The organism is Parasphingorhabdus sp. (assembly GCF_039977335.1).
Classification (GTDB): Bacteria; Pseudomonadota; Alphaproteobacteria; order Sphingomonadales; family Sphingomonadaceae; genus Parasphingorhabdus.
Genome location: NZ_JBDWDI010000002.1, coordinates 122,905 through 145,486 on the forward strand (window position 1 = coordinate 122,905; position 22,582 = coordinate 145,486).

The window sequence follows — 22,582 nt, forward strand, 5'->3', positions numbered from 1 at the left end:
CCGGGTGATGCGGTGACCGATCCGCAGCCTCAATTTATCGACAATCAAAAAGCCGTTCGCGACATTCAGGTGATTCGCAAACGACCGGATTTTCTTGCGGCGAATCGCGGCAAGCGATTCGTGACGCCTGGCTTTGTCCTGCTCGCCCATAAACGCCGCGCAGAGCACCCTGTTTCCCCTGACACTATCCGCTATGGGATCACCGTGACCAAAAAAATCGGGAATGCAGTCGCCCGCAACCGGATGAAGCGCCGGTTTCGCGGGCTGCTTGCTGAATTGCTCCCTCAATATGGTATAGTCGGCGCAGATCATATCATGATTGGCCGCAAGGCAGGCGGCAAACAAGATGGGGAACGGGAATCTGCCGCTATGAAAGCAGACCTTGAAAAAGCGCTGAAACATCTCGCGAAAAAACTCTGAAAGTCATGCTCAAAGCCATTTTCATCTTCTTCGTACGGTGCTGGCAATGGGGTCCATCGCGTATTTTGCCGCCGACCTGCCGCTACAGTCCAACTTGTTCGGCCTATGCCATTGAAGCGATCGAAAAACATGGTGCAATTAAAGGTAGCTGGCTGGGCGCGAAACGGCTATTGCGCTGTCATCCATGGGGGGGCTCTGGTTATGACCCGGTTCCCTGAACCCGATATTGAATAGGACAGGCACCAGTCTTACTTGGTGTAAAACCGATCTTTAAGACCAGAGTTTAGGAAAAATAGTGGACGACAAGCGTAATATCATCATGGCGGTCTTGCTAACCGGCATCATCCTGTTTGGCTGGCCGGTCCTGATGGAAACATTTTTCCCAGACATGGTGAACAAAAATGAAGCGGTGGAGCAATCCGAACAGGCTGCCGCCGATTCACAAGACGTCGCGCAAGCTGATGGATCTGCTCCCGCTGTTTCAACCAAGCCCGGTTCCGCAACAATCGGCGCGGGTGCAGCCGTCGGCACGATCCGCGCGCTACCCGTCGTTTTGGCAGAGAGTCCGCGGGTTGCGATTGATACACCGCGCCTCAAAGGCTCAATTAACCTGCAAGGCGCCCGATTTGATGACTTGACGCTAACCGATCACACGACGGAGCTGGCTAAAGACAGCCCGCCTGTGCGCCTATTCTCGCCATCCGGAACCAAGGATGCCTATTTTAGCCGCTTTGGCTGGGCCGGAGATGGCGTGGCCGTGCCGGATGACAAAACCGTCTGGACCGCCGACAAAGCCAAGCTGACTCCCGAAACGCCGGTCACGTTAAGTTGGGCCAATGAAACCGGACAGACTTATGCAATCACGCTGTCCGTTGACGAAAATTACCTGATCACCGCCGAACAGAACGTCACCAATCGTGGCGAAAACGCGATTGCGCTGAACCCCTTTGGTATACTCAGCCGGGTGCGCGATCTTGACAATGTTGCGGCGGGCGAAGCCGATAGCTGGACCATCCATATTGGCCCGATGGGTGTGTTTGACGGTGCTGCCAATTTCGATACCGACTATGAAGATGTCGATGAAGCAGGCACCAATGGCATAGCAGCCAATGCGACCAAGGGCTGGGTTGGCTTCACTGACAAATATTGGCTCGGTGCCCTGATCCCCGTCAGCAAAGCGAAGGTCGAAGCAAAATTCCGCGCGGGTAGCGGCGAAATTTATCAAGCGCAAATTGCTCGCGAAAATGCACAGGTTATTGCGCCCGGCAAAGTGTTGAAGACAACCACACGCTTGTTCGCTGGCGCGAAGGAAACTGCGCTGCTCGACACCTATAAAGAGCAATATAACATCACCTTGCTCGACCGCGCCGTTGATTGGGGCTGGTTCTACTGGTTTGAAAAGCCACTTTTCTATCTGCTCGACTGGCTGTTTAAATTTTCCGGCAATTTTGGTGTCGCGATCATCCTGATGACCTTTGTCGTCCGCGGAATCATGTTCCCGATTGCGCAGAAGCAATTCGCCTCCATGGCTCAAATGCGTGCCGTGCAGCCGAAGATGAAGAAGATTCAGGAAAAATATAAGGAAGATAAGCAGAAGCAGCAGCAGGAAATTATGAAGCTGTATAAGGACGAGAAGGTCAATCCGCTTGCGGGTTGCCTGCCGATCTTCCTGCAGATCCCTATTTTCTTTGCGCTCTATAAAGTGCTGATGCTGTCGATCGAAATGCGCCATCAGCCGTTTGCACTGTGGATCAAGGATTTGTCTGCACCCGACCCATTAACGCCGGTCAACCTGTTCGGTCTGATCCCGTTTGATCCGCCCAGCTTCCTCGCGGTTGGTATCTTGCCGATCTTGATGGGCATCACCATGCACTATCAGTTCAAGCTGAACCCGCAGCAAATGGACCCGATGCAGCAGCAGATTTTCGGCATCATGCCGTGGATCCTGGTGTTCATCATGGCCCCGTTTGCCGCTGGCCTTCAACTCTATTGGACCGTGTCCAACGTCCTCACCATTGCGCAGCAGAAATGGCTCTATTCCCGCCATCCACAGCTGAAAGAGCAAATGGCCAAGGATGCTGAGGAAAAAGCGAAAAAGGCCGCGGAAGAAAAGGCGGCTGAAACAAACTAGGCGAGACAATCCCTCTGGGTTCGTCATCCTGCACTTGATGCAGGATCCAGAGTGGACGTCACGACCGACAAGCTAGATCCTGCATCAAGTGCAGGATGACGGATTGATATTATGAAACCACTACATCCCAAAATCTTTTCCGGGCCGATTTCTTTCCTGAAATCGGCGCCGCAGCTACAGTTTTTACCGGACCCAACGGCTCCGGAAATTGCCTTTGCGGGACGATCCAATGTTGGTAAATCATCGCTGATCAATGCACTGACTGGCCGCAATGGGCTTGCACGGACGTCCAACACGCCGGGCCGGACGCAGGAATTGAATTTCTTCGATATTGGTGAAACAGATAACGGGCCGCCGATCTTCCGGATTTGCGATATGCCAGGCTATGGCTTTGCCAAAGCGCCGCCAAAGGTCGTTCAAAAATGGCGCTACCTGATCAACGATTATCTGCGCGGGCGGCAAGTGCTTAAGCGCACATTTGTGCTGATCGATTCACGCCACGGCATCAAGAATACTGATGAAGATGTGCTGGAGATGTTGGACAAAGCGGCCGTCAGCTATCGGATCGTCATGACCAAGGCGGACAAGGTAAAATCCGCCGAACTGGAAGCAACGAAAGAAAAGGTCATGGCGGAGGCGAAAAAACATCCCGCTGCCCATCCTGATCTGATCGTCACATCGTCGGAGAAAAAGCAGGGCATTGACGAACTGCGCATGGCGGTACTCGAAGCCGTTCAGATATAGTATCACGTAACCTTCCACATCGGCATCGCGTATATCAGGATATAAGATTCCCGCTTTCGCTTGAATGATGAGTGAGTTAGGTATGTGTCTATGAAACTGATAATCGGAAACAAAGCCTATTCCAGCTGGTCCATGCGTGGATGGCTCGCCTGCAAACAATCCGGCCTTTCTTTCGAAGAGCTGACCGTGCCGCTTTATGGCGAAGATTGGGACGAGATGCGGGTCAGCGAGAATTTTGCCCCGTCGGGCGGCAAGGTGCCGATCCTGTGGGACGGCGAAAGCGTGATCTGGGACAGTCTGGCGATTATCGACTGGCTTGCCGACAAAACCCATCGCGACCGCTTTTGGCCCAAGGATGAAACCGCACGCGGCATGGCCCGTTCCATGGCGGCCGAGATGCACAGTGGCTTTATGGCGCTGCGCAAACAGTGCCCGATGAACACGCGCAAACGCTATGAAGGACTGCAATTCGCACCAGAGGTTGTTCAAGATGCCGCCCGGATCATGCAGCTATGGGCGCAGGCACGAGCTCGCTTTGGTGGTGGAGGGCCGTTTTTATTCGGCACTTTTGGTGCAGTTGATATCATGTACGCCCCGATTATTTCGCGGTTCCAGACCTATGGAATTCAGGTTCCGGGCTTTGCCGAATCTTACATGGAAACCATGCTAGGCCATGACTGGATGGTCCAGTGGATGGAGGCCGCCGAAGAAGAACCTTGGGTGATCGAACATTTTGATGCACCAGAAGCAGCACAGGGCTGAACTACAATATGAGCGACAATAGCGCCCTCGATCTGGCCAAACGCCTGATCGCTTGCCCGAGTATCACGCCTGCTACCGGTGTCGTGTTTGACGAAATGGAAGCGATGCTCAAACCGCTGGGTTTTGAGGTATCGCGCTTTATCGCTGGCGACCGGCCGGAAGACGAAGGTCTGGGTGGAGCGGTGGAAAATCTCTTCGCGATCCGCAAGGGATCGGAAGGATCACGGCATTTTTCTTTTGCCGGACATCTCGATGTTGTGCCTCCCGGTGAAGGCTGGGGCAGCGATCCTTTTGGTCCTGAAGTCAAAGGCAACCTGCTCCACGGACGCGGCGCGGTTGATATGAAGGGCAGTATCGCTTCCTTTGTCAGCGCCTTGCACAATCTGCCCAGCCAACTCGGTACGATCAGCCTGATTATCACGGGTGACGAAGAAGGCCCGGCACGCTTCGGCACGGTTGCCTTGATGGACTTGATGGCAGAGCGCGGCATTACACCTAACCTCTGTCTGGTCGGCGAACCAACGTCCGTTAACCGGCTGGGCGATATGATGAAAATCGGGCGGCGCGGGTCGGTCAATATGTGGATCACTGTCAACGGGATGCAGGGCCATGTTGCCTATCCGCATCTTGCCGACAATCCGATCACCAAGCTAGGTAAAATCCTCAGCGAGATTGACGCGGTTCGGCTGGATGAAGGCACGGACTGGTTTCAACCCAGCAATATCGAATTTACCGATATTCATGTCGGCAATCCGGCACACAATGTCATTCCCGCCAAGGCCGAAGGGCGCTTATCGATCCGGTTCAATGATCAGCATAGCGGCGATAGCCTGAGCGGCTTGGTTCGCGAAATTGTCGAGCGCAATGGTGGCGAGCTGAACCCGATTATCTCCGGTGAACCGTTTCTGACGCCGCCAGGAGAGTTGTCCGGGCTGATTGCCGATGCGATTACCGAAGTGACGGGCGTGGAGCCGGAATTGTCGACAACGGGCGGAACATCCGATGCGCGATTCCTATCGAAAATTGTCCCCGTTGTGGAATTTGGCCTGTGCAATGCAACGATGCACAAGCTGGATGAAGCGGTCGCGGTTGATGATCTGGAGCAGTTGGCGAAAATATACGCGTTGGTCGTGGAAAGGGCGCTGGCTTAGAGGATTTTGTGCTCCGTAAAACTACCGCCGTCGCCGCAAAATAATATACAGCGCTCCCGCCCCGCCATGGCGAGGATGCGCGCGCCGGACCGCCGCGATATGCGACGCGTGCCGCGATGCCGCCAGCCAATCGGAAATCGCTGCCCGTATCGCCCCGCGACCGCCTTCGCGCCGCCGCTGATCCTCGCTGCGCGCTTTGCCAGTGATCAGCAATATCGCCCGATGACCAGCTGCAATGCTCAATTCCAAGCCACTATCGAGCCGACCATGGGCCGACGACAAAGTATATCCGTGTAGATCAATGGTAACATCGGGCTGAACCACACCCTTGTTCAACCGGCGGTCCCAATGGCCGTCCAGTCCCGCTTTTTCCGGAACCGCGACCTGCTCTCTTAGCGGAATCGCCTTGGCTGGTGTGCCACCGAATGTCGCCGCCGTAATGGGTCCGCGCACCTCCGGCAGCTTCTTCGCCACTGGCATGGCTTTGACCCGGCTGACGCGCGCCTGGTCCAGTGGCTCTACAGTCTCGATGACTTTCTGCCACAGTGCCTTTTCACCGGCGGTAAGGGGCCGGTCAGACATCCGGCTTAATTGCCTTGCTGGCTTTGAAGCAGCTTGGCAACGCTGCCTTTGGGTAGAAAGATCAACGCCTGTCCGCGTGAAGACATGCCGCCGGCAATTTGCGCGGCTTCTTCACCCGCGCCCCAGAAGGTGTCAAACCGGTTCGATCCCTTGATCGCGCCGCCCGTATCCTGCGCAACCCACAGGCCATCGGCGATATTATGTTCCATATCGAGGAAAACCGGTGCGCCCAGCGGCACAAATTTACGATCTGTTGCCACCGAGGTGCGGCCAACAACCGGATGACCCATCGCGCCCAGAGGGCCGGGACCGGTCAGTTCGCGAAAGAAAATATAGCTCTTATTCTCCCGCATGATCTTGCGCCCCTCTTCGGGGTTGGCGCGCAACCATTCGACAATACCTTGCATATTGGTCTTGCCATCGGCGAGTAGTCCGCGTTCGCGCATCACCCGGCCGATGCCGGTATAGTCGCGGCCATTTTGCCCGTCATAACCGATCCGCATAACGGACCCATCCGGCATGGCGACGCGGCCAGAGCCCTGAATCTGCAGGAAGAAAAATTCGATATAATCGGATGCCCAAGCGATTTCGAGGCCCTTGCCCTGCAGCGCGCCATCGTCAATTTGGGCGCGCTCCTCAAACGGGATTAGCTTGGTGCCATTCACCTTGCCTCTGATACGCTTGTCCTTAAGCTCCTCAGAAAACTGACCTAGATCGACATCAAGCAGGTTGGAGGGGCGCTTGTAAATCGGCACCTGACTACCATTGCTGCGCACGCGTGACCCTTGAATCTGTGGTTCAAAATAACCGGTGGCAAAGGCCTTGCCATCGCCAACCTGTACCGCTTCGAAATAGCTTTCGAAGAAACGGCGGGCGTCATTGTCTTGCCAGTTTTTAGCGGCATCGCAGGATTGCCGCCAGTCTTCGCCCTGGGTCAGGCCGCTATTGTCAGTGCGGCGAACCAGCGAGCTGCAGCTGGTACGAAAAGACCGCAGTGCTGCGCTTGCTCTATCCGATTGCAGATTGAGTGATGCAATGTCTGGACCCCGCGCAATACCGGCTCCAGTTGCTCTAGTGTCGTCGCCAGAAATAGGCGTGACCCGATCAGAGGCGATGGCCTCGAAAGTTCCGGCCGTCTGTTTAACCGGTGCTTGCCGGACCGGATCACGCGTTGGCTGAGCCACTGGTGGTGGGCCCGCAACCCATTCCCCATCTTCGGCAGGCGCACCGCGCGCTGCTCCTTCAGGAATGATCGATAGCGAACATGCGCTCAATAGCGCCGCTGCGCCTAAAATCCCCCCGAATTTCATGATCTTGATGCTTTGGCCCACGCAGGACTTACGCTTCATCAGTCTCGTCGAGTATCCAATTTGGATCAGCGCTGGAAAGGTCGCGCATGAAGGTCCAGACATCATGCGTATCCACTGCATCGGTCAGCGAACCGCCAATCAACTTGCCATCCTTGTCTTTCACAACAGCCGCAATATCGGCATCAAAGCGTACGGTGATCCGGGCCATCCGGCGATCATAGTCGGCATCAACAATCCGTGCCTCTTCGAACCGCACGAGGCGATTTTCCAAAACTTCGCCATTTTTCTCGCGCGCATCAATCGCTGAGACAAAGCTTTCATAGACATCATCGTCGCAAAGCTCTTTGAGCTGTTCGCGGTCGCCGGTCCAAAATGCTTCCAAAATCATGCCATAGGCTGCTTTTGCGCCTTCGACAAAACGTCCGGCATCAAAATTACGGTCAGCATTGATAATCGCGCGCATGCCCGATTCGGCTGCGGTGTCATAAATCATCGTTGGCTCCGGCGGCGGAGCGGAGGATGCAGGAACGATATCAGGAATAGGACCATCCCGATTATCATCACGCACAGTCCGATCTTGCGGACGCTTATCCAAGCTATTCTCTACGTTTCGAGGGGTATGCTCCTGCTCATGGCCGGTGCGTTTTCCCAAAACGGAATAGAGGCGCAGGCCCAGAAAGGCAGCTACCATCGCTAAAAGAACAATCTCGATAGTCACGATATCTCCAATATCTTATTCCCCCCTTACATAGGCGGGAAGTGCGCCAGTTTCAAATGGCTTTCATGTCTTTGGCGCTTCTCGACGCGTCTTTAACCCGCCATTCACAGGTTGGCTAATCGAATATCGCATAGTTTAGCCGTAACTTTGTGAACCTGCACTTACGAAATTTTACTTATGTCAGCCAGTTATCGGTAGAGACAAGCCAGCGAACCCGGCGTGAGAGGCATTGCTCTGTCCCCGATCCCCTGCTAGGCGCGCTGCAAACGGGGCGTAATGATGCTCCCTGGCCTATCATATGTAATTTCCCGAAAGGATGAGCCACATGGCTGATGAAAATGACAATATCACAACAGCGGATCCAGCAGCCAATGGCGCAGATAACCAGCCGCAAATTGGCGTTATCTCACAATATGTGAAGGATCTGTCGGTCGAAAACCCCAATGCACCTGATGTGTACCAGTGGGAAACCCAGCCCCAGATTGACGTACAGTTTAACATTGGCTCCAAGCCGGTGTCTGACGAAGTGAATGAAGTAGAGCTGAAAATCGACGTTGTCGCCAAGGCCGATCAGGGCGTCGCGTTTCAAGTGGAATTGCTTTATTGTGGTCTTTTCGGCCTGCGCAATGTCACAGATGAACAGGCTCATCCGTTCCTGTTTGCCGAAGCACCGCGCCTACTCTTCCCGTTTGCTCGCGCAATTATTTCAGATGCTGTCCGCGATGCGGGTTTCCAGCCGCTGATGTTGGAGCCGATTGATTTCACCGCGCTCTACATGCAGCAGCGTGAACAGCAGGCCGCAATGGAATCCGGAGAACAACCGGTTGGTAACGCCTAAGCATAACGCCTTCGGGGGCATGACTAAGCTGCAGACCTGCCATAGGGCGCGTCTGTGAACCTGCTAAAATCCACTGGAACCATTGCGGGCCTGACTATGGTCAGCCGCATATTCGGATTTGTACGTGACATCATGCTCGCGCGGGTGCTCGGTGCCGGTGCCGCAGCTGACGCTTGGCAGCTGGCCTTCCAACTCCCCAACATCTTCCGGCGGCTTTTTGCCGAGGGCGCCTTTTCGGCGGCCTTTGTGCCGCTGTTCAATCGCAAGATGGAAGAGGACGAGCAGCGCTCCGCTGCGCAGAATTTTGCAATTGATGTATTGTCGGTGTTCGTCCCGATCCTACTGATTTTCTCGGCCGTCATGATGCTGGCCATGCCCGCGATCATCTGGTTCATCGATGATTTTGGCGAAGGCGGCCGGACGAGCGATTTTTCGATTAGTTTGGCCCGGATAACTTTTCCCTATCTTGGCCTTATCAGCCTCACTACGCTTTTCGCAGCGATCCTCAACAGCGTTAGCCGCTTTGCCGCCGCAGCTGCTGCGCCGATCATGCTCAATATCTGCAAGATCTCAGCATTGCTGATAGCGCTATTGTTAGACGGCGGATCCGATCCGCGCCAGACGGCTTATTTTCTTGCTTTCGCGGTGTCGATATCGGGCCTGCTACAAATGCTGTGGCTCTACTATTGGGCTCGCAAAGCGGGTTTTTCCTTCGCGATCCGAAAACCGAAATTCACGCCTGATGTCAAAGAACTGGGCGTCCTGATCCTTCCTGCCATATTCGGGGCCGGCATTTATCAGATCAGCCGTTTCATCGATCTGTTCTTCCTCGGGCGCCTGCCAGAAGGCAGCTTTGTCTATCTCGCTATGGGAGACCGGCTCAACCAATTGCCGCTTGGTATTATTGGCATTGCGCTGGGTACTGCGATACTGCCTGCCCTTTCCCGCTTCATTGCCAAAGACGATCAGGGCGGCGCACAGCGTATCCAGAGTAACGCGATCGAATTGGCGATGCTCCTGACCATACCAGCCGCCATAGCTCTTTTCTTTGCGGCTGGGCCGCTGGTCACATCCTTTTATGTCGGCGGCAATTTCGAGGCCAGTGATGGCGCGACCACCGCCAGCGTGGTGGCCGCCTTGGTCATCGGCTTGCCTGCTTATGTTTTGGTCAAAGTCCTGATACCCGGATTTTTCGCGCGCAAGGATACAAGAACGCCCGTTTATACTGCTGGTATATCGCTCACAATCAACATCACGCTCAACATCATCCTGATCCCGATCTACGGGATTTACGGGCTGGCGCTAGCAGGCGCGCTAGCGGCTTGGGCCAATTGCGCGATGCTCTACACCATGCTGCACAGGCGCGGCCATTACCGGATCGAATTATCTCTATTGCTGCGTATTCTGCGGATCACTGTTTCAGCAGCAGGCATGGCCGTGATGCTGATCTACGCCGTGCCGCTTGGCGAAGGCCTATATGACGGTAATATCTGGGAGCGCATTGGGTCCATTACAGCACTGGTCAGCGCAGGTGGTCTTGTCTATGCGGTGCTGGCATGGGTGACTGGAGCAGTGGATCGCGACAAAATTACCATGCTAACCAAGAAGAAAGCGGCCGAAGAGGCAGCACAAGAAGGGCAATAGATCATGCGTACGGTTTCGGGCATTCAGCCCACAGGTAATCTCCATCTCGGCAATTATCTGGGCGCGATCAAAAACTGGGTGAAGCTGCAGGAGGAATCCGAATGCCTGTTCTTCCTTGCTGATCTGCACGCGATCACAGTCCCCAATGATCCCGCTGAACTGTCCGCCAACTGCCGGAACATGGTGGCTGCTCTTGTTGCGGCCGGCGTCGATACGCAAAAGTCGATCCTGTTCAATCAAGCCCGGGTGCCGCAGCATGCCGAGCTCGCCTGGATGCTGATCTGCAACACGCCCATGGGCTGGCTCGACCGGATGACGCAGTTCAAGGAGAAATCCGGCAAACATAAACAGCGCTCATCCTTGGGCCTCTATGGCTATCCCGTTTTGCAGGCCGCCGATGTACTCATCTATCAGGCCACGCATGTGCCCGTGGGTGAGGATCAGAAACAGCATCTGGAACTGGCGCGCGATATTGCAACCAAGTTTAACAACGATACCGGACAAGAGGTTTTCACCCTGCCCGAACCCTATATCGGCGCGACAGCTGCGCGGATCATGTCTTTGCGCGATGGCGCGGCGAAAATGTCGAAATCCGATCCATCGGATTTGAGCCGGATCAACATGACCGATGATGATGACACCATCGCCAAGAAGGTCAAAAAAGCCCGCACCGATGCCGATCCTTTGCCCGGCAAACTGGAGGAATTGGAGGGCCGTGCGGAGGCAGCAAATCTAGTCGGCATTTATGCCGCGCTGGAAGACAGCACACCGCAAGCGGTGCTCGACCAACATGCCGGGAAGGGCTTTGGTGACTTTAAGCCTGTCCTCGCCGATCTTGCTGTGTCCAAACTTTCCCCGATCCGCGACCGGTATGAAGAGTTGCGTAAGGATGAAAGTGCGATCGACGCCATCCTGCGTGACGGTGCCGAACGGGCGCAGGCTTTGGCACAGCCGACAGTAGATAAAGCTTATTCCGCTCTAGGGTTGCTCAGAGATTAAAGAAGTTTGGGCCTTTTTAGGGCCAGCGGCCCATCTTATAGCGGTATCGCGGTCTCGAATTTCTTGCAGGACCAGACGACATGGCTGTCGTAGCGCCTTATCGCGGGATTGCTCATAAAGGCCTGTTTGCCCCAATCCTCATACCATTCCAGGCTAGGACCCTGCACCACAAGGCAATAGTCGACCGGTCCTGAAATATGATAGCCCTGCAGAATCTCAGGTGTGGTGCGGATCTGTTCGTCCAAAGCGTCAAAAGCCTCGATACTCTCATTCTGGAAGGATATCAGGACGATCAGGCGCACGCCCATATCACCAGCGCGCAACACCGCCACGTCTTTTTCGATCAAACCGGTATCGCGGAGAAGTTTCAACCGCCGCCTCACCGCCGAAGCTGACAGTCCCACCGCTTCGCCAATATAAGCATGGGTGCATTGATTGTTGCGTTGGACGATTTTTAGAATCCGCCGATCAAAATCATCCAGATCAGAAATTTTCGTAATTGCGTTATTCGCCATATTTGTCACTCCAAATGCTTATTTACGCTAAACCTGTAACGATAAAAAGCGGGAATAAGCGGAAAATCGTTGCTAGATCACTGTCACCTCATCTTCGACGTTCCTCAATCTCTTTTGGATCATCCCCCATCCTTCAGAAGGCCTTCAAAATGACTCGTTTCCTTTCCCTGTTCAGCACCGTCGTCATGTTCTGCACATCGACCTTGCCAGCCTATGCCGCTGACAAAACCGTTTCACCGTCCACGACCGAGAACCGCTGCAGCGATGGCGTGCTGGAATGTATTGTATCCATAGAAACCCCTGGAACGCCGATCATATCGCCAGACGGCGGGGCCGTTGCCTTCACCATCCGCACGGCGGACTGGGAGAAAAATCGCCATGATCGGGAAATCCATCTCACAGAAAACGGGAAAACAATCCAGCTGACCAACAATCCCAATGGATCGTCCGGTGACATCGCCTGGTCCCCCGATGGAAAGCGAATTTCCTATCAAGCCAATACCGATATCGGCACCCAGATTTTCATCATGGACCGGGATGGGAGCAATGTCCGCCAGATCACGGCTCTGGCAGGAGGAATCAATTCCTATATCTGGTCTCCCAATGGCCGTTTCATTGCGTTGAAACTGAGCGAGCGGCCGGCAAAATCCAAAGCACAGGTCGAAAAAGCCTATGGCAGTTTCGCATTTGCCGATGATTATTCCGGCCGCGACCATCTATGGTTGCTCGACCTGACAAAGGCCGCACGTGCCAAAGCACCGATTGCCGAGCGCGCTGAACATGCCGACACAGAGGCACCGTTACGACGGTTGACGGGCGGCACGGCATTCACAATTGGCAGCTTCTTTGGTGGAAGCTTTACGTTCACGCCCGATAGCAAGGAAATCCTGTTCGATCATGCCAAAAGCGGATCGCCCTATGATCTGGGGACGCAGGATATTTCCGCGGTCAATATCGCGACCGCCGAGCAGCGCCCCGTTGTCCGCCGTCCCGGTATGGATCTCGACCCCAAAGTCTCACCCGATGGCAAGACCGTGGCTTTTCATATGGGCGAACCGCCCTATTACTATACCCGACAATATTGGATGGGCCTGACGCCGATTGAGGGCGGAAAGATCGAACAGATCAGTGATACGACCGATAAATATAATGATGCAAATGTTATTGGCTGGCAAGGTAACTCGATATTTTTCATGTCGCACTATCGGGTTGAAAGCCATCTGTACCGCATGGATTTGGATACGCGTGTTGTCACCAATTTGACCGCTGGTCGCGGCCGGGTAGAGGGATATTCCTTTGCCGCTGACGGCAAAACTGTTGCTTTTGGCGCGGTGGATGGTGAGCGTGCGAAGGAGATTTACACTCGTAAAGTCACGGCGACCGGATATGCAGATGAGAAGCGTCTTACTCAGTTCAGCCAGGCGATTGCTGACTGGCCGAAAACTGAAGTACGCCTGGTTCAGTGGACCACGCCGGACGGACTGGATTTGGAAGGCGTCCTGACCCTGCCAGCGCCGGAAAACCGGCTGGATGGACCTATGCCGGTGCTGGTTATCTCCCATGGCGGTCCATCTGTCGCCGCACGCCCACGGCGCATGCCAGATGAAGTCTATCCGACCGAATATTGGCTGCGCAAAGGGGCCGCAATTTTTGAACCCAATTACCGGGGGTCGGGAAGCTATACCGACGAACTGATGGCAGCCAACGTTCGCTCCTTGGGCATCGGCTATACGATTGATATCGAATCCGGGATCGATCACCTGATTAAAATCGGGATTGCTGATCCCGAAAAACTTGGCGCCATGGGCTGGAGCGCCGGCGGATCAGTGACTGCGGGCCTCGCCGTGCGAACGACGCGCTTCAAGGCGTTTTCCGTGGGTGCAGGGATAACCAGCTACGCTACCTATTATGGGCTAAGTGATCAGCCCACCAGCCCGCTTGCCTATCTGAAAGCAACACCATCGGATGATCCGAAAATTTACAAGGCAACAGGAGCCATGGGTTCGATCAAAAATGCGGTCACACCGACCCTGATCCAACATGGCCGCGATGATAACCGTGTGCCCTTTGCCAATGGGATGGAATTTTTCCGCGGACTTAAGGACGTTGGCGTCGAAACCGAGCTGGTGATCTACGAAAATACCGGTCACGTCATTTCACGGCCGAAAGAGTGGATGGCAGCAATGGAACATAATATCCGCTGGTTTGACGTGCATCTCTTTGGTGATCGAAAAAATCCAGACCTTGACTTAGCTGACCGCTAAAGGCGGTGGTGCGAACACCGGCGAGGATGGCCCCAACGGTATTTCAAACGCGACCCACACCATGATGAGCGCCAATCCCGCGCCAAGCAGCCATAGAGCATAAGGCAACATCATCGCGGTCAGGTTGCCGATGCCAAAATCCTTGTTCCAGCGCTGGCAGAAGATCAGGATGAGCGGGAAATAGACCATCAAGGGCGTGATGATATTGGTTGCGCTATCACCCACACGATAGGCGGCCGTGGTGGTTTCTGCGCTCACCCCAATCAGCATGAGCATCGGCACCAATATCGGCGCCAGCAGCGCCCATTTGGCGCTGGCCGAACCCACAAACAGGTTCATCATCGCCACGAATATGACGACCAGTGCCAATAATATCGGCGCCGGCATGTCGAGGCTCTGCAAAAATTCTGCGCCATGGACGGCTGTGATCAAGCCTAGATTGGACCAACCGAACATCGCCACAAAATGGGCCACCATGAAGGCTAGGACGAGGAAATAGGCCATGTCCGCCATGCTATCGCTCATCATCTTGACAAGATCACGGTGGGTTTTGATATTGCCCACGCCTTTGCCATAGGCCCAGCCAGCGAGCAAGAAGAGCAGGAAAAATCCAGCAACTAGCGACTGGTAAAAGGGCGTGAATTGCGCTTCTGCCGAAGCCGTTTCGTCAATCAGCGCCGTGCCGGGGCCAAAAGTCATCAGCAACCAGAGCGCTATGACGCCCAATGTCGCGAGACCAGCAAAGCGCAAGCCGCGCTTCTCACCGGCGTTAAGTGGGCGATCTTGTGTATCATCCACCGACTCTAGACTGTCCGACACATTCGCACTTGGATTGATAGAACCACTATAGGTGCCCAGACGCGGTTCGATAATTTTGTCAGTCACATACCAGATTACCGGCAGGAAAACGAAAGTCATGACAAAGATAAAATACCAGTTGCCGGCAATATTTGCCTCCCAGCCGGTAAACACTGTCTCCGCCGCCGCCTGAGTAATTCCGAACAGTAACGCATCAAGCTGTCCCGGAAACAGATTGGCCGAAAACCCGCCCGAAACCCCGGCAAAAGCCGCCGCGATTCCAGCAACCGGATGCCGCCCACCAGCGGCAAAGATGATACCTGCCAACGGGATCAGCACCACATAAGCAGCATCTGCCGCCAGATTGCCAAGCATCGCCACCAGCGCCACAATCGGCGTCAACAGGAAAGTCGGTGCATTGCGTACACCGGCCCGCATAGCAGTTCCGAACAGGCCAGATCGTTCCGCCACACCGGCACCCAGCATTACCACCAGCACATAGCCGAGCGGGTGAAAATGAGTAAAAGTCTTGGGCATCTCAACCCATAGCCGCCGGATATTCTCCGCTGAAAACAGACTGGTCGCGGCAATCACTCTACGCTCACCCGTTTCAGGATCCATCTCGATCGGATGCACCGCCGCCCAGCCCAGAAGGTCCGCGACGACCGACAAGGCGACAACGAAAAGAATCAGGTAGAAGAACAGAAAAACCGGATCAGGAAGCTTATTGCCGGTACGTTCGATCCAACCAAAAAAACCTGTATTCAGGCTCTGAGTGCCACCATTTGTCATAGAGCCCGATCCCCAGCTTGTTGAAATATCAACCTATTCATAGCCATGCTCACCTATCAATCGTTAAAAATAATGGTGATTGATAGATACTATCTATTGATGAACCAAGTATGGCTTACCCTTCAAAAGCGGCAAATATGGTGCGAAGCCCCGTCGGCTTTTCCATTCCTCGCAGCGCATCCAGCGTCTTCTCCAAATCAAGACGATAATGGGCGACTACACCCTCGCTCTGCGTCATCTCTGCGCCCAGTGCGGCAATCAGACGTGCGGCCTTTCTGTTTTCACGCAAGACCGCTATATTCAGCTTGCACAGACCCTGCTCCAGGCAGTTGCTGAACAAGGCAGCAATGAGCGCCCGTGAAACGCCCTTGCTTTGATAGTCATCGAGAACCGCAATGGCGAACTCACCCATCGCCGGATCATCACTATCTCTGATCACATGGGCCGCGGCAATGGGCGGATGGTCATCCGCATCCAGATTCACCACACCCCAGGCAATATGATCAACGCCGTCTACGGCCGACAGCTTCTCTACCACCGATGGGGGCGCTATTTTAAAGCTGGAAAAGAAGCGCAAATAGCGCGAGCGGTCGGATAGCTCCATGATCCCACGCTCGATTCTGTTCTGATCAGATGGATGAATCGGACGCAGACAAACCTTCATCCCGGAACGCAGCTCTGTCACGATCGAACAGGGAAGTTCGGGGGCAGTATCGTTTTTCTGGGACATGGATGACCTTTTCCGGGGGAAGGAGAATACCGTGATGCTTATCAAATTTTGAACCCGATTAACAACTTTGCTGTTTGGCTGCGCTAACGCAGAAACAAAAAAAGCTGTCATATGCTCCCACGACTATGCCATTGTCATTTTAACAGATCGAAACGATTCTTTGAGGAGAAAAACCATGGCCACCGCATTACAGGATACCGGTAGCGCAATGAATGTTGATGCCGGATTTAACATTCCCGATCCGACCACCATTGACCGGCTCGAAGGCAAGGTCTCCGACGCAGAATGGAAATTGCGCTGCGATCTCGCGGCGACCTACCGGCTCTGTGCCATGCATGCTTGGACGGATCTAGTCTTCACCCATATTTCTGCGCGCTTGCCCGATGAAGATGGCGAAGAACGCTTTCTGATCAATCCCTATGGCGTGATGTTTGACGAGATGACCGCCAGCGCGCTGGTCAAGATCGACCTGGAAGGCAATATCAAGCAAGATACGCCCTATTTCATCAATCCAGCTGGCTTCACCATCCACAGTGCGGTGCACAGCGCCCGTGAAGATGCAGGCTGCGTGATCCATGTCCACACGCCTTACGGTATCGCCGTGTCGGTCCAGAAAGAGGGCCTGCGCCGCTACACGCAATTTTCCATGCAGGTGCATGAGGATCTCGCCTATCATGACTATGAAGGTATCGCGTTGGACCTTGAGGAACGCGACCGATTAATTGCCGATGTCGGCGAGAAAAATCTGCTGATCCTGCGCAATCACGGCACGCTCACCATTGGCAAAAATTGTGCGCTAGCCTTCCTGCGCATGTATTTCCTTGAAAATGCCTGCAAGACGCAAATTCTAGCACAAGCCGTCGGTGGTGCAGAGCATCTGCACGAGGAACCGGAAGATATGGGTCAGCGTGTGCATCAGCAAACCGCGCCAGCCTTCATGCCCGGTCTGGGCGACAATCTGGTTTGGCCAGGCCTGATGCGAAAATTGAGCCGGACCAATCCTGGGTTCGACCACTAGGCATCAGGCGCTTTTGTAACTTTACCACCATGATCGTCGCTCTCACTTGCGCGGCTGCTCATTTTCGCTAAACCGTCGCGATGGATATTATCTCAATTCGCGGCGGCAAGAAGCTGTCTGGCACCATTCCGATTTCTGGCGCAAAAAACAGTGCTTTGACGCTGTTGCCCTGTGCGTTGCTGACGGAAGAACCGGTCACGTTGCGCAACCTGCCGCGACTGGCAGATGTTGATAGTTTCGGCCATTTGCTCAACCAGCTGGGCGTGTCGACCACCATTGAAGGCGCGCGGCCCGAAGATTTTGGGCGGGTGATGACGCTTAAAGCCGGGAAGATTACCTCGACCGAAGCGCCTTATGACATTGTTCGCAAGATGCGCGCTTCCATCCTTGTGCTGGGACCTTTACTAGCGCGCGCCGGTGAATGCCGCGTGTCGCTGCCTGGTGGTTGTGCGATCGGAAACCGCCCGATTGACCTGCATTTGAAAGCGATTGAAGCCCTGGGCGCCGTGATCGAAACCACCAGCGGTTATGTGACTGCTCGCCAACCCGAAGGCGGCTTGCCCGGCGGTGAATTTACCTTCCCTGTTGTGTCCGTGGGTGCGACAGAAAATGCGTTGATGGCCGCAGTGCTGGCCAATGGCGAAAGCCGGCTCAAAAACGCAGCCCGCGAACCGGAAATTATCGACTTGTGTAATATGTTGGTCGCAATGGGTGCAGAGATTGAAGGCATTGGATCATCCGACCTGACGATCCACGGCGTGCCGCGCCTACATGGCTGCACCTACCGCGTCATGGCCGACCGGATCGAGGCGGGCAGCTATGCCTGCGCGGTTGGCATTGCCGGCGGAGAAGTCGATCTGGTCGGCGCCAAAGCCGAAGAAATGGAAGCGACTCTGGCCGCGCTTACGGAAGCGGGCCTACACATCGAGCCTTACAGCAAGGGCATCAGGGTCGCAGCCAATGGAAAGCTAAACCCGCTGACCTTGGAAACCGCGCCTTATCCGGGCTTGGCAACCGATATGCAGGCGCAGTTGATGGCGATGCTATGCATGGCCGATGGCGCCAGCGTGCTAACTGAAACCATCTTCGAAAACCGCTACATGCACGTGCCTGAACTGAACCGAATGGGTGCGGATATCGAAACCAAAGGCCGTACCGCCGTCGTACGTGGGGTCGCTAAAATGACTGGCGCTCCGGTCATGGCCACCGACCTGCGGGCATCGATGAGTCTTGTGATCGCCGCGCTTGCCGCCGAGGGCGAAACCCAATTGCAACGCATCTACCATCTCGATCGCGGCTATGAACGGCTGGAGGAAAAGCTGGCAGCGGTCGGCGCGGACATAGAACGCATTAGCGGCGACTAGGCCGCCATTACCTAGCACTTATGGCAGCTTGCATGTCGGGCGCTTTTACCGTGTAATCTCTCCCATAAAGAGGAGAGGATGAGTCCATGTTTTCAGGACCAATAGAAGACCGGCTGGCAATCCGGGAATTACACGATGCCTATTGCGATGCCGTATTGCGCACGAACCCCGATGATTGGGGCGCACTCTGGACAGAAGATGCCGTCTGGTCGCTCATGGGCACCGAAGTCGTCGGGCGTGAGAATATCGTCAACCTGTGGAATGGCGCGATGAGCCAATTTGATGCAGTCAGCTTCCTAGGCATACCGGGCAGTCTGGAGGTCACTGGTGACACCGCCACTGGCCGCTACCAAACTCATGAAATCCTGGTTGAAAAGGGCGAGCCGCGCATTGCCGGTGGCCGCTATGATGATGAGTTCGTCAAGATTGATGGCCAGTGGCTTTACAAAAAACGCATATTCAATGTCGTCGCTCAATTGGGCGGACAAAAGCTTTAGGGGGAATTTAAAACATGGCTAAAATACTGATCGCAGCACATATTGATGTCGATCCGGCGACACGCGAAGAATGTCTGAAAAAGGCGCAGCCATATATTGACGGCGCGCTGAGTCAGGAAGGTTGCCTATGCTATAGTTGGTGCGCCGATATGCATAATCCGGCCCGTATCGAAGTGTTTGAGGAATGGACCGACGAAGAAGCTCTCGCGCAACATTTCAAGGATGTCCATTATGCCAGCATGCTAGGCCATATCGGCAGTTTCGGCCTTACCAATGCGGTCAGCGCAAAATATCGCGTGGATGCAGAGGGCCCGGTTTACAACGCTGAAGGTGTGCCAACCCCCGCCTTTGATTAAGCCCCCAATAGGAATGAAAACATGAACGAAGCGGTCTCAAAATCCCTGTTCCAGCCCGATATATTAGTCGATCCATTCGACTTTTATGAAGAAAAACGCGCCAAAAGCCCGGTCTTTCTGGATGAAGCCAGCGGTGCATATATCGTGCTGGACTATGACCTGATATCCGAAGCAGTCGGCCGACTGGATGATTTTTCAAATAACTTTACAGCCCTGCTTTCGGGCGGAAAATCCGATGAAGAACTGGCAAATGATGAAGAAATCCAGGCGATTCAGGCGGAAGGATGGCCGCAAGTCAATACTTTGCTGACGGCGGACCAGCCGGTGCACACCCGCTTCCGCAAACTCGTCAATCTCGCTTTCTCGATGCCCAAGGTGAACAAGCTGGAAGATAGCATAAGGGAAATGTCCACCGAACTGATCGATGGTTTTATCGACAAGGGCGAATGCGAGTTCATGGAGGAATATGCCATTCCGATGCCGGTCAAGACGATTGCCGGTCAATTGGGGCTGGACCATGCCGATGCCAGCACGATTAAGCGCTGGACCAACGCCTTTGTTGATCGTTTATCCGGCATGATGACCCGCGAACGGCAACTGGAAACCGAACGTGAAGTGGTGGAATATCAACACGCGCTAAAGGCCAATATGGATGATCGCCGCAAAGAGGCGAAGAATGATATTCTTTCGGATTTGGTGAACGCTCAAGTGGACGGCGAACGCCCCCTGGATGATGCAGAATCGCTTTCCATCGTCCAGCAGCTGATGGTTGCGGGCAATGAAACCACAACCGCTGCTTTGGGTGAAGGGCTGCGTTTATTTGCGACCAACCCCGATCAGTATAAGAAGATTCAGGATGACCCATCGCTCATCCCCAATGCTGTCGAAGAAGTATTGCGCATGTCTAGCGGCTCTTCTGGTATCTGGCGCGTGATGCACCGCGATGCGGAACTCGGCGGGGTTATGCTCCCCAAAGGCGCGATGGTGATGATGCGCTATCATGCGGCCAATCGCGATCCGAAACAGTTTGAAAACCCCAACAGCTTTCAGGTCGATCGCAAAAATGCGCGGACCCATCTCGCGTTCGGCAAGGGCATTCACATGTGTGTAGGCAATATGCTGTCGCGCAAGGAGATGACGGTGTCCTTCCAGGAATTTGCCAAACGGATTGACAATATCCGGATACAGGAGGGCGCGGAGCTGACCTATCCGCCCAATATGATGCTGCGCGGATTGACCAACTTGCCGCTCACTTTTGACAAACGCTGATAACATATAAAGGGCCGAGATTATGGGGACAATGGACGGAAAAGTGGCACTGATTTCCGGCGGTGCCGAGGGCATTGGCGGAACTGCGGGGCAGCGCTTTGTCGAAGAAGGCGGATCGGTGATGCTCGGCGATATCCAGCTGGAAAAAGCGCAGGCCCACGCGGCCGCTTTGGGCGACCGCGCCGCAGCGGTTGAACTGGATGTCCGTAATCTGGATCAATGGGAAGCGGCGGTTGCTGCAACCAAAGCGAAATTTGGCAAAATCACGACTTTGTTCAATGTAGCGGGCATCTCCGAACCGGGATCTGTTGACGAAGTCGATCTCGATAGCTGGAACCGGACGATTGATATCAATCTGCATGGTACGTTCAACGGCTGCCGCGTGGGCTTACCGGCGATCATCGAGAGCGGCGAAGACGGAAGCATAGTCAATATCGGTTCGATGCTCGCCATGCGCCCCGGTGCGCAATTTGCGGCTTATTGCGCCAGTAAAGCAGCGGTCACGTCGCTTAGCAAATCGCTCGCGCTGCACTGTGCAGCGGAAAAATATCCGGTACGGGTCAATACAGTACATCCTGGAGCGATCGATACACCGATGTACCAACGGTATCTCGCCGCTTATCCCGGACCACATGATGAAGCGGTGGAAGTGTTTAATCGCAACCATCCGATCAACCGGGTTGGCCTGGCCACCGAAGTCGCCGATGCGATGTTATGGCTTGCAAGCGATGCGAGCAGTTTCACCACGGCCAATGATATTACCGTCGATGGCGGCGGCAGCTATCGCGAGTAGGCCTGTCCCAATGAAAAAGGGGCTGCCGAAGCTGCCCCTTCCTTCTGCCAGATCAGTGAAATGCGAAGTCTGGCATCGGTAATTGCTGTTATTCTTAGCGTCCGTTGCTCGCGACGATATCAACAACCGATCCGCCACCGGCGCGCTTGTTGAGCGTGATGACATAAGCGCCATCGTCATTGCCGCGGGTTCCGCCCAATACGTGCTCACTGCCACGCAACAGATATTCTGCGCTATAGCCGCCGCGTTTGGCTTGCGTGTAATAATAATCCACGACATTTTTGATCGGACTGGCGGTGGAGAAGCTGACCACACGAATATCGCATAGACCGCCTTCAACGCCTGCCGCTTCCTTGACATTGGCTTTCGGATAGACCGGAAATTCCGGTGGCATCCTATTGGCCCAGCCCATGTCATAGCTGAGTTTCTGATCACATGTGCCTTTGCCGCGCTGTGCCTGCGCCTTTGCGCCAAGGGTTATGCCCTCTGATCCATCGCAGCTGGTGCATTCATCATCCGATGTCATGTTGCGCGGCTTGGGTGCGCTGAGCATCTTGCCTTCCAATTGAGCGGTTGCATAGGCCTTGCCACCTTCTGGTGGCACCTTGCCATCAATTGCGCCATTAGCCCCACGGATCGCGTTGGCATTGGCCTGATCAGTCAGGTTGGGATCAACCAAAATCTGGTCTTCGAGCGCATCTTTCATCGCCGGATCAGCGGTCAGATTATCGTCCAGTTCGGCCAGCTCGGCTTCATTGCCTTCGTTGCTACCGCAAGCCGCCAAAGTCAGCGGCAAGGTAAATGCCGTCGCTGCCAGCAAGAGGGAACGGGATAGATGTGTCATGCAATATGCTCCTGAATATGCACGAACAATTGCACCAAAAAGC

Annotated in this window: 23 protein-coding genes; 16 read left to right on the top strand and 7 right to left on the bottom strand. The window is 54.6% G+C overall.

The window, feature by feature from the left end:
- Positions 1–12: 12 nt before the first annotated feature.
- From rnpA to dapE, 6 genes are all read left to right on the top strand, one after another.
- Positions 13–420 (top strand): ribonuclease P protein component, encoded by a 408-nt coding sequence (rnpA, locus tag ABJM21_RS05455; protein ID WP_348300239.1) that lies wholly within the window; start codon positions 13–15, stop codon positions 418–420.
- A 5-nt stretch (positions 421–425) separates the two neighbouring features.
- Positions 426–638: a membrane protein insertion efficiency factor YidD gene (gene yidD, locus ABJM21_RS05460; protein WP_348300238.1), complete on the top strand. Its 213-nt coding sequence runs from the start codon at positions 426–428 to the stop codon at positions 636–638.
- A gap of 77 nt (positions 639–715) precedes the next feature.
- Complete coding sequence (gene yidC / locus ABJM21_RS05465) at positions 716–2,551, top strand: membrane protein insertase YidC (RefSeq protein ID WP_348300237.1); 1,836 nt, start codon at positions 716–718, stop codon at positions 2,549–2,551.
- Positions 2,552–2,662: 111 nt separating this feature from the next.
- Positions 2,663–3,295 carry a ribosome biogenesis GTP-binding protein YihA/YsxC gene (gene yihA, locus ABJM21_RS05470; protein ID WP_348300236.1) on the top strand — a complete coding sequence of 211 codons (633 nt, stop codon included), beginning with the start codon at positions 2,663–2,665 and terminating at the stop codon, positions 3,293–3,295.
- Positions 3,296–3,385: 90 nt separating this feature from the next.
- Entirely contained in the window at positions 3,386–4,057 is a 672-nt protein-coding gene (locus ABJM21_RS05475) for a glutathione S-transferase family protein (protein WP_348300235.1), read from the top strand.
- A gap of 8 nt (positions 4,058–4,065) precedes the next feature.
- Entirely contained in the window at positions 4,066–5,208 is a 1,143-nt protein-coding gene (dapE, locus tag ABJM21_RS05480) for a succinyl-diaminopimelate desuccinylase (protein ID WP_348300234.1), read from the top strand.
- Positions 5,209–5,229: 21 nt separating this feature from the next.
- Here dapE and ABJM21_RS05485 read toward each other — a convergent pair whose 3' ends face one another.
- Genes ABJM21_RS05485 through ABJM21_RS05495 form a run of 3 tightly spaced genes read right to left on the bottom strand, consistent with a single transcriptional unit; the run spans position 5,230 to position 7,818 of the window.
- The gene (locus ABJM21_RS05485; RefSeq protein ID WP_348300233.1) at positions 5,230–5,790 is read right to left on the bottom strand and encodes a Smr/MutS family protein; all 561 of its coding nucleotides are present in this window, start codon (positions 5,788–5,790) and stop codon (positions 5,230–5,232) included.
- Positions 5,791–5,795: 5 nt separating this feature from the next.
- Positions 5,796–7,100, bottom strand: a complete 1,305-nt coding sequence (locus tag ABJM21_RS05490; protein ID WP_348300232.1) for a murein transglycosylase A — start codon at positions 7,098–7,100, stop codon at positions 5,796–5,798.
- Between the two features lie 28 nt (positions 7,101–7,128).
- Complete coding sequence (locus tag ABJM21_RS05495) at positions 7,129–7,818, bottom strand: Tim44/TimA family putative adaptor protein (RefSeq protein ID WP_348300231.1); 690 nt, start codon at positions 7,816–7,818, stop codon at positions 7,129–7,131.
- Positions 7,819–8,143: 325 nt separating this feature from the next.
- Between ABJM21_RS05495 and secB the strand changes: the two genes are divergently transcribed.
- Genes secB through trpS form a run of 3 tightly spaced genes read left to right on the top strand, consistent with a single transcriptional unit; the run spans position 8,144 to position 11,299 of the window.
- Complete coding sequence (gene secB / locus ABJM21_RS05500; RefSeq protein ID WP_348300230.1) at positions 8,144–8,656, top strand: protein-export chaperone SecB; 513 nt, start codon at positions 8,144–8,146, stop codon at positions 8,654–8,656.
- Positions 8,657–8,710: 54 nt separating this feature from the next.
- Positions 8,711–10,300, top strand: coding sequence for a murein biosynthesis integral membrane protein MurJ (gene murJ / locus ABJM21_RS05505; RefSeq protein ID WP_348300229.1), 1,590 nt, complete (start codon positions 8,711–8,713; stop codon positions 10,298–10,300).
- Positions 10,301–10,303: 3 nt separating this feature from the next.
- The gene (trpS, locus tag ABJM21_RS05510; protein ID WP_348300228.1) at positions 10,304–11,299 is read left to right on the top strand and encodes a tryptophan--tRNA ligase; all 996 of its coding nucleotides are present in this window, start codon (positions 10,304–10,306) and stop codon (positions 11,297–11,299) included.
- 35 nt (positions 11,300–11,334) lie between these two features.
- On the opposite strand, the gene ABJM21_RS05515 is transcribed toward trpS, so the two are convergent.
- A complete protein-coding gene (locus ABJM21_RS05515; RefSeq protein ID WP_348300227.1) occupies positions 11,335–11,814 on the bottom strand; it encodes an Lrp/AsnC family transcriptional regulator in 480 nt (159 codons plus the stop codon).
- Positions 11,815–11,963: 149 nt separating this feature from the next.
- On the opposite strand from ABJM21_RS05515, the gene ABJM21_RS05520 reads away from it, so the two are divergent.
- Entirely contained in the window at positions 11,964–14,078 is a 2,115-nt protein-coding gene (locus tag ABJM21_RS05520) for a prolyl oligopeptidase family serine peptidase (protein ID WP_348300226.1), read from the top strand.
- On the opposite strand, the gene ABJM21_RS05525 is transcribed toward ABJM21_RS05520, so the two are convergent.
- Together ABJM21_RS05525 and ABJM21_RS05530 are read right to left on the bottom strand one after the other, a co-directional pair.
- Entirely contained in the window at positions 14,064–15,668 is a 1,605-nt protein-coding gene (locus ABJM21_RS05525; protein WP_348300225.1) for an AbgT family transporter, read from the bottom strand. The genes ABJM21_RS05520 and ABJM21_RS05525 overlap by 15 nt on opposite strands.
- 115 nt (positions 15,669–15,783) lie before the next feature.
- Entirely contained in the window at positions 15,784–16,398 is a 615-nt protein-coding gene (locus tag ABJM21_RS05530; protein WP_348300224.1) for a GNAT family N-acetyltransferase, read from the bottom strand.
- Between the two features lie 175 nt (positions 16,399–16,573).
- Here ABJM21_RS05530 and ABJM21_RS05535 point away from each other — a divergent pair, with 175 nt between their 5' ends.
- The 6 genes from ABJM21_RS05535 to ABJM21_RS05560 all read left to right on the top strand — a co-directional run bounded on the left by ABJM21_RS05535 (position 16,574) and on the right by ABJM21_RS05560 (position 21,695).
- Positions 16,574–17,416 carry a class II aldolase/adducin family protein gene (locus ABJM21_RS05535; RefSeq protein ID WP_348300223.1) on the top strand — a complete coding sequence of 281 codons (843 nt, stop codon included), beginning with the start codon at positions 16,574–16,576 and terminating at the stop codon, positions 17,414–17,416.
- 80 nt (positions 17,417–17,496) lie between these two features.
- Complete coding sequence (gene murA, locus ABJM21_RS05540) at positions 17,497–18,780, top strand: UDP-N-acetylglucosamine 1-carboxyvinyltransferase (protein ID WP_348300222.1); 1,284 nt, start codon at positions 17,497–17,499, stop codon at positions 18,778–18,780.
- An 86-nt stretch (positions 18,781–18,866) separates the two neighbouring features.
- The gene (locus ABJM21_RS05545; protein ID WP_348300221.1) at positions 18,867–19,277 is read left to right on the top strand and encodes a nuclear transport factor 2 family protein; all 411 of its coding nucleotides are present in this window, start codon (positions 18,867–18,869) and stop codon (positions 19,275–19,277) included.
- Between the two features lie 14 nt (positions 19,278–19,291).
- On the top strand, positions 19,292–19,633 hold the full coding sequence (locus ABJM21_RS05550; RefSeq protein ID WP_348300220.1) for an antibiotic biosynthesis monooxygenase: 342 nt from the start codon (positions 19,292–19,294) through the stop codon (positions 19,631–19,633).
- Positions 19,634–19,654: 21 nt separating this feature from the next.
- Positions 19,655–20,902, top strand: a complete 1,248-nt coding sequence (locus ABJM21_RS05555) for a cytochrome P450 (RefSeq protein WP_348300219.1) — start codon at positions 19,655–19,657, stop codon at positions 20,900–20,902.
- 22 nt (positions 20,903–20,924) lie between these two features.
- Positions 20,925–21,695, top strand: coding sequence for an SDR family oxidoreductase (locus ABJM21_RS05560; protein ID WP_348300218.1), 771 nt, complete (start codon positions 20,925–20,927; stop codon positions 21,693–21,695).
- Positions 21,696–21,789: 94 nt separating this feature from the next.
- Here the strand turns inward: ABJM21_RS05560 and ABJM21_RS05565 are convergent, their stop codons facing one another.
- Positions 21,790–22,539, bottom strand: coding sequence for a hypothetical protein (locus ABJM21_RS05565; RefSeq protein ID WP_348300217.1), 750 nt, complete (start codon positions 22,537–22,539; stop codon positions 21,790–21,792).
- Positions 22,540–22,582: the final 43 nt, after the last annotated feature.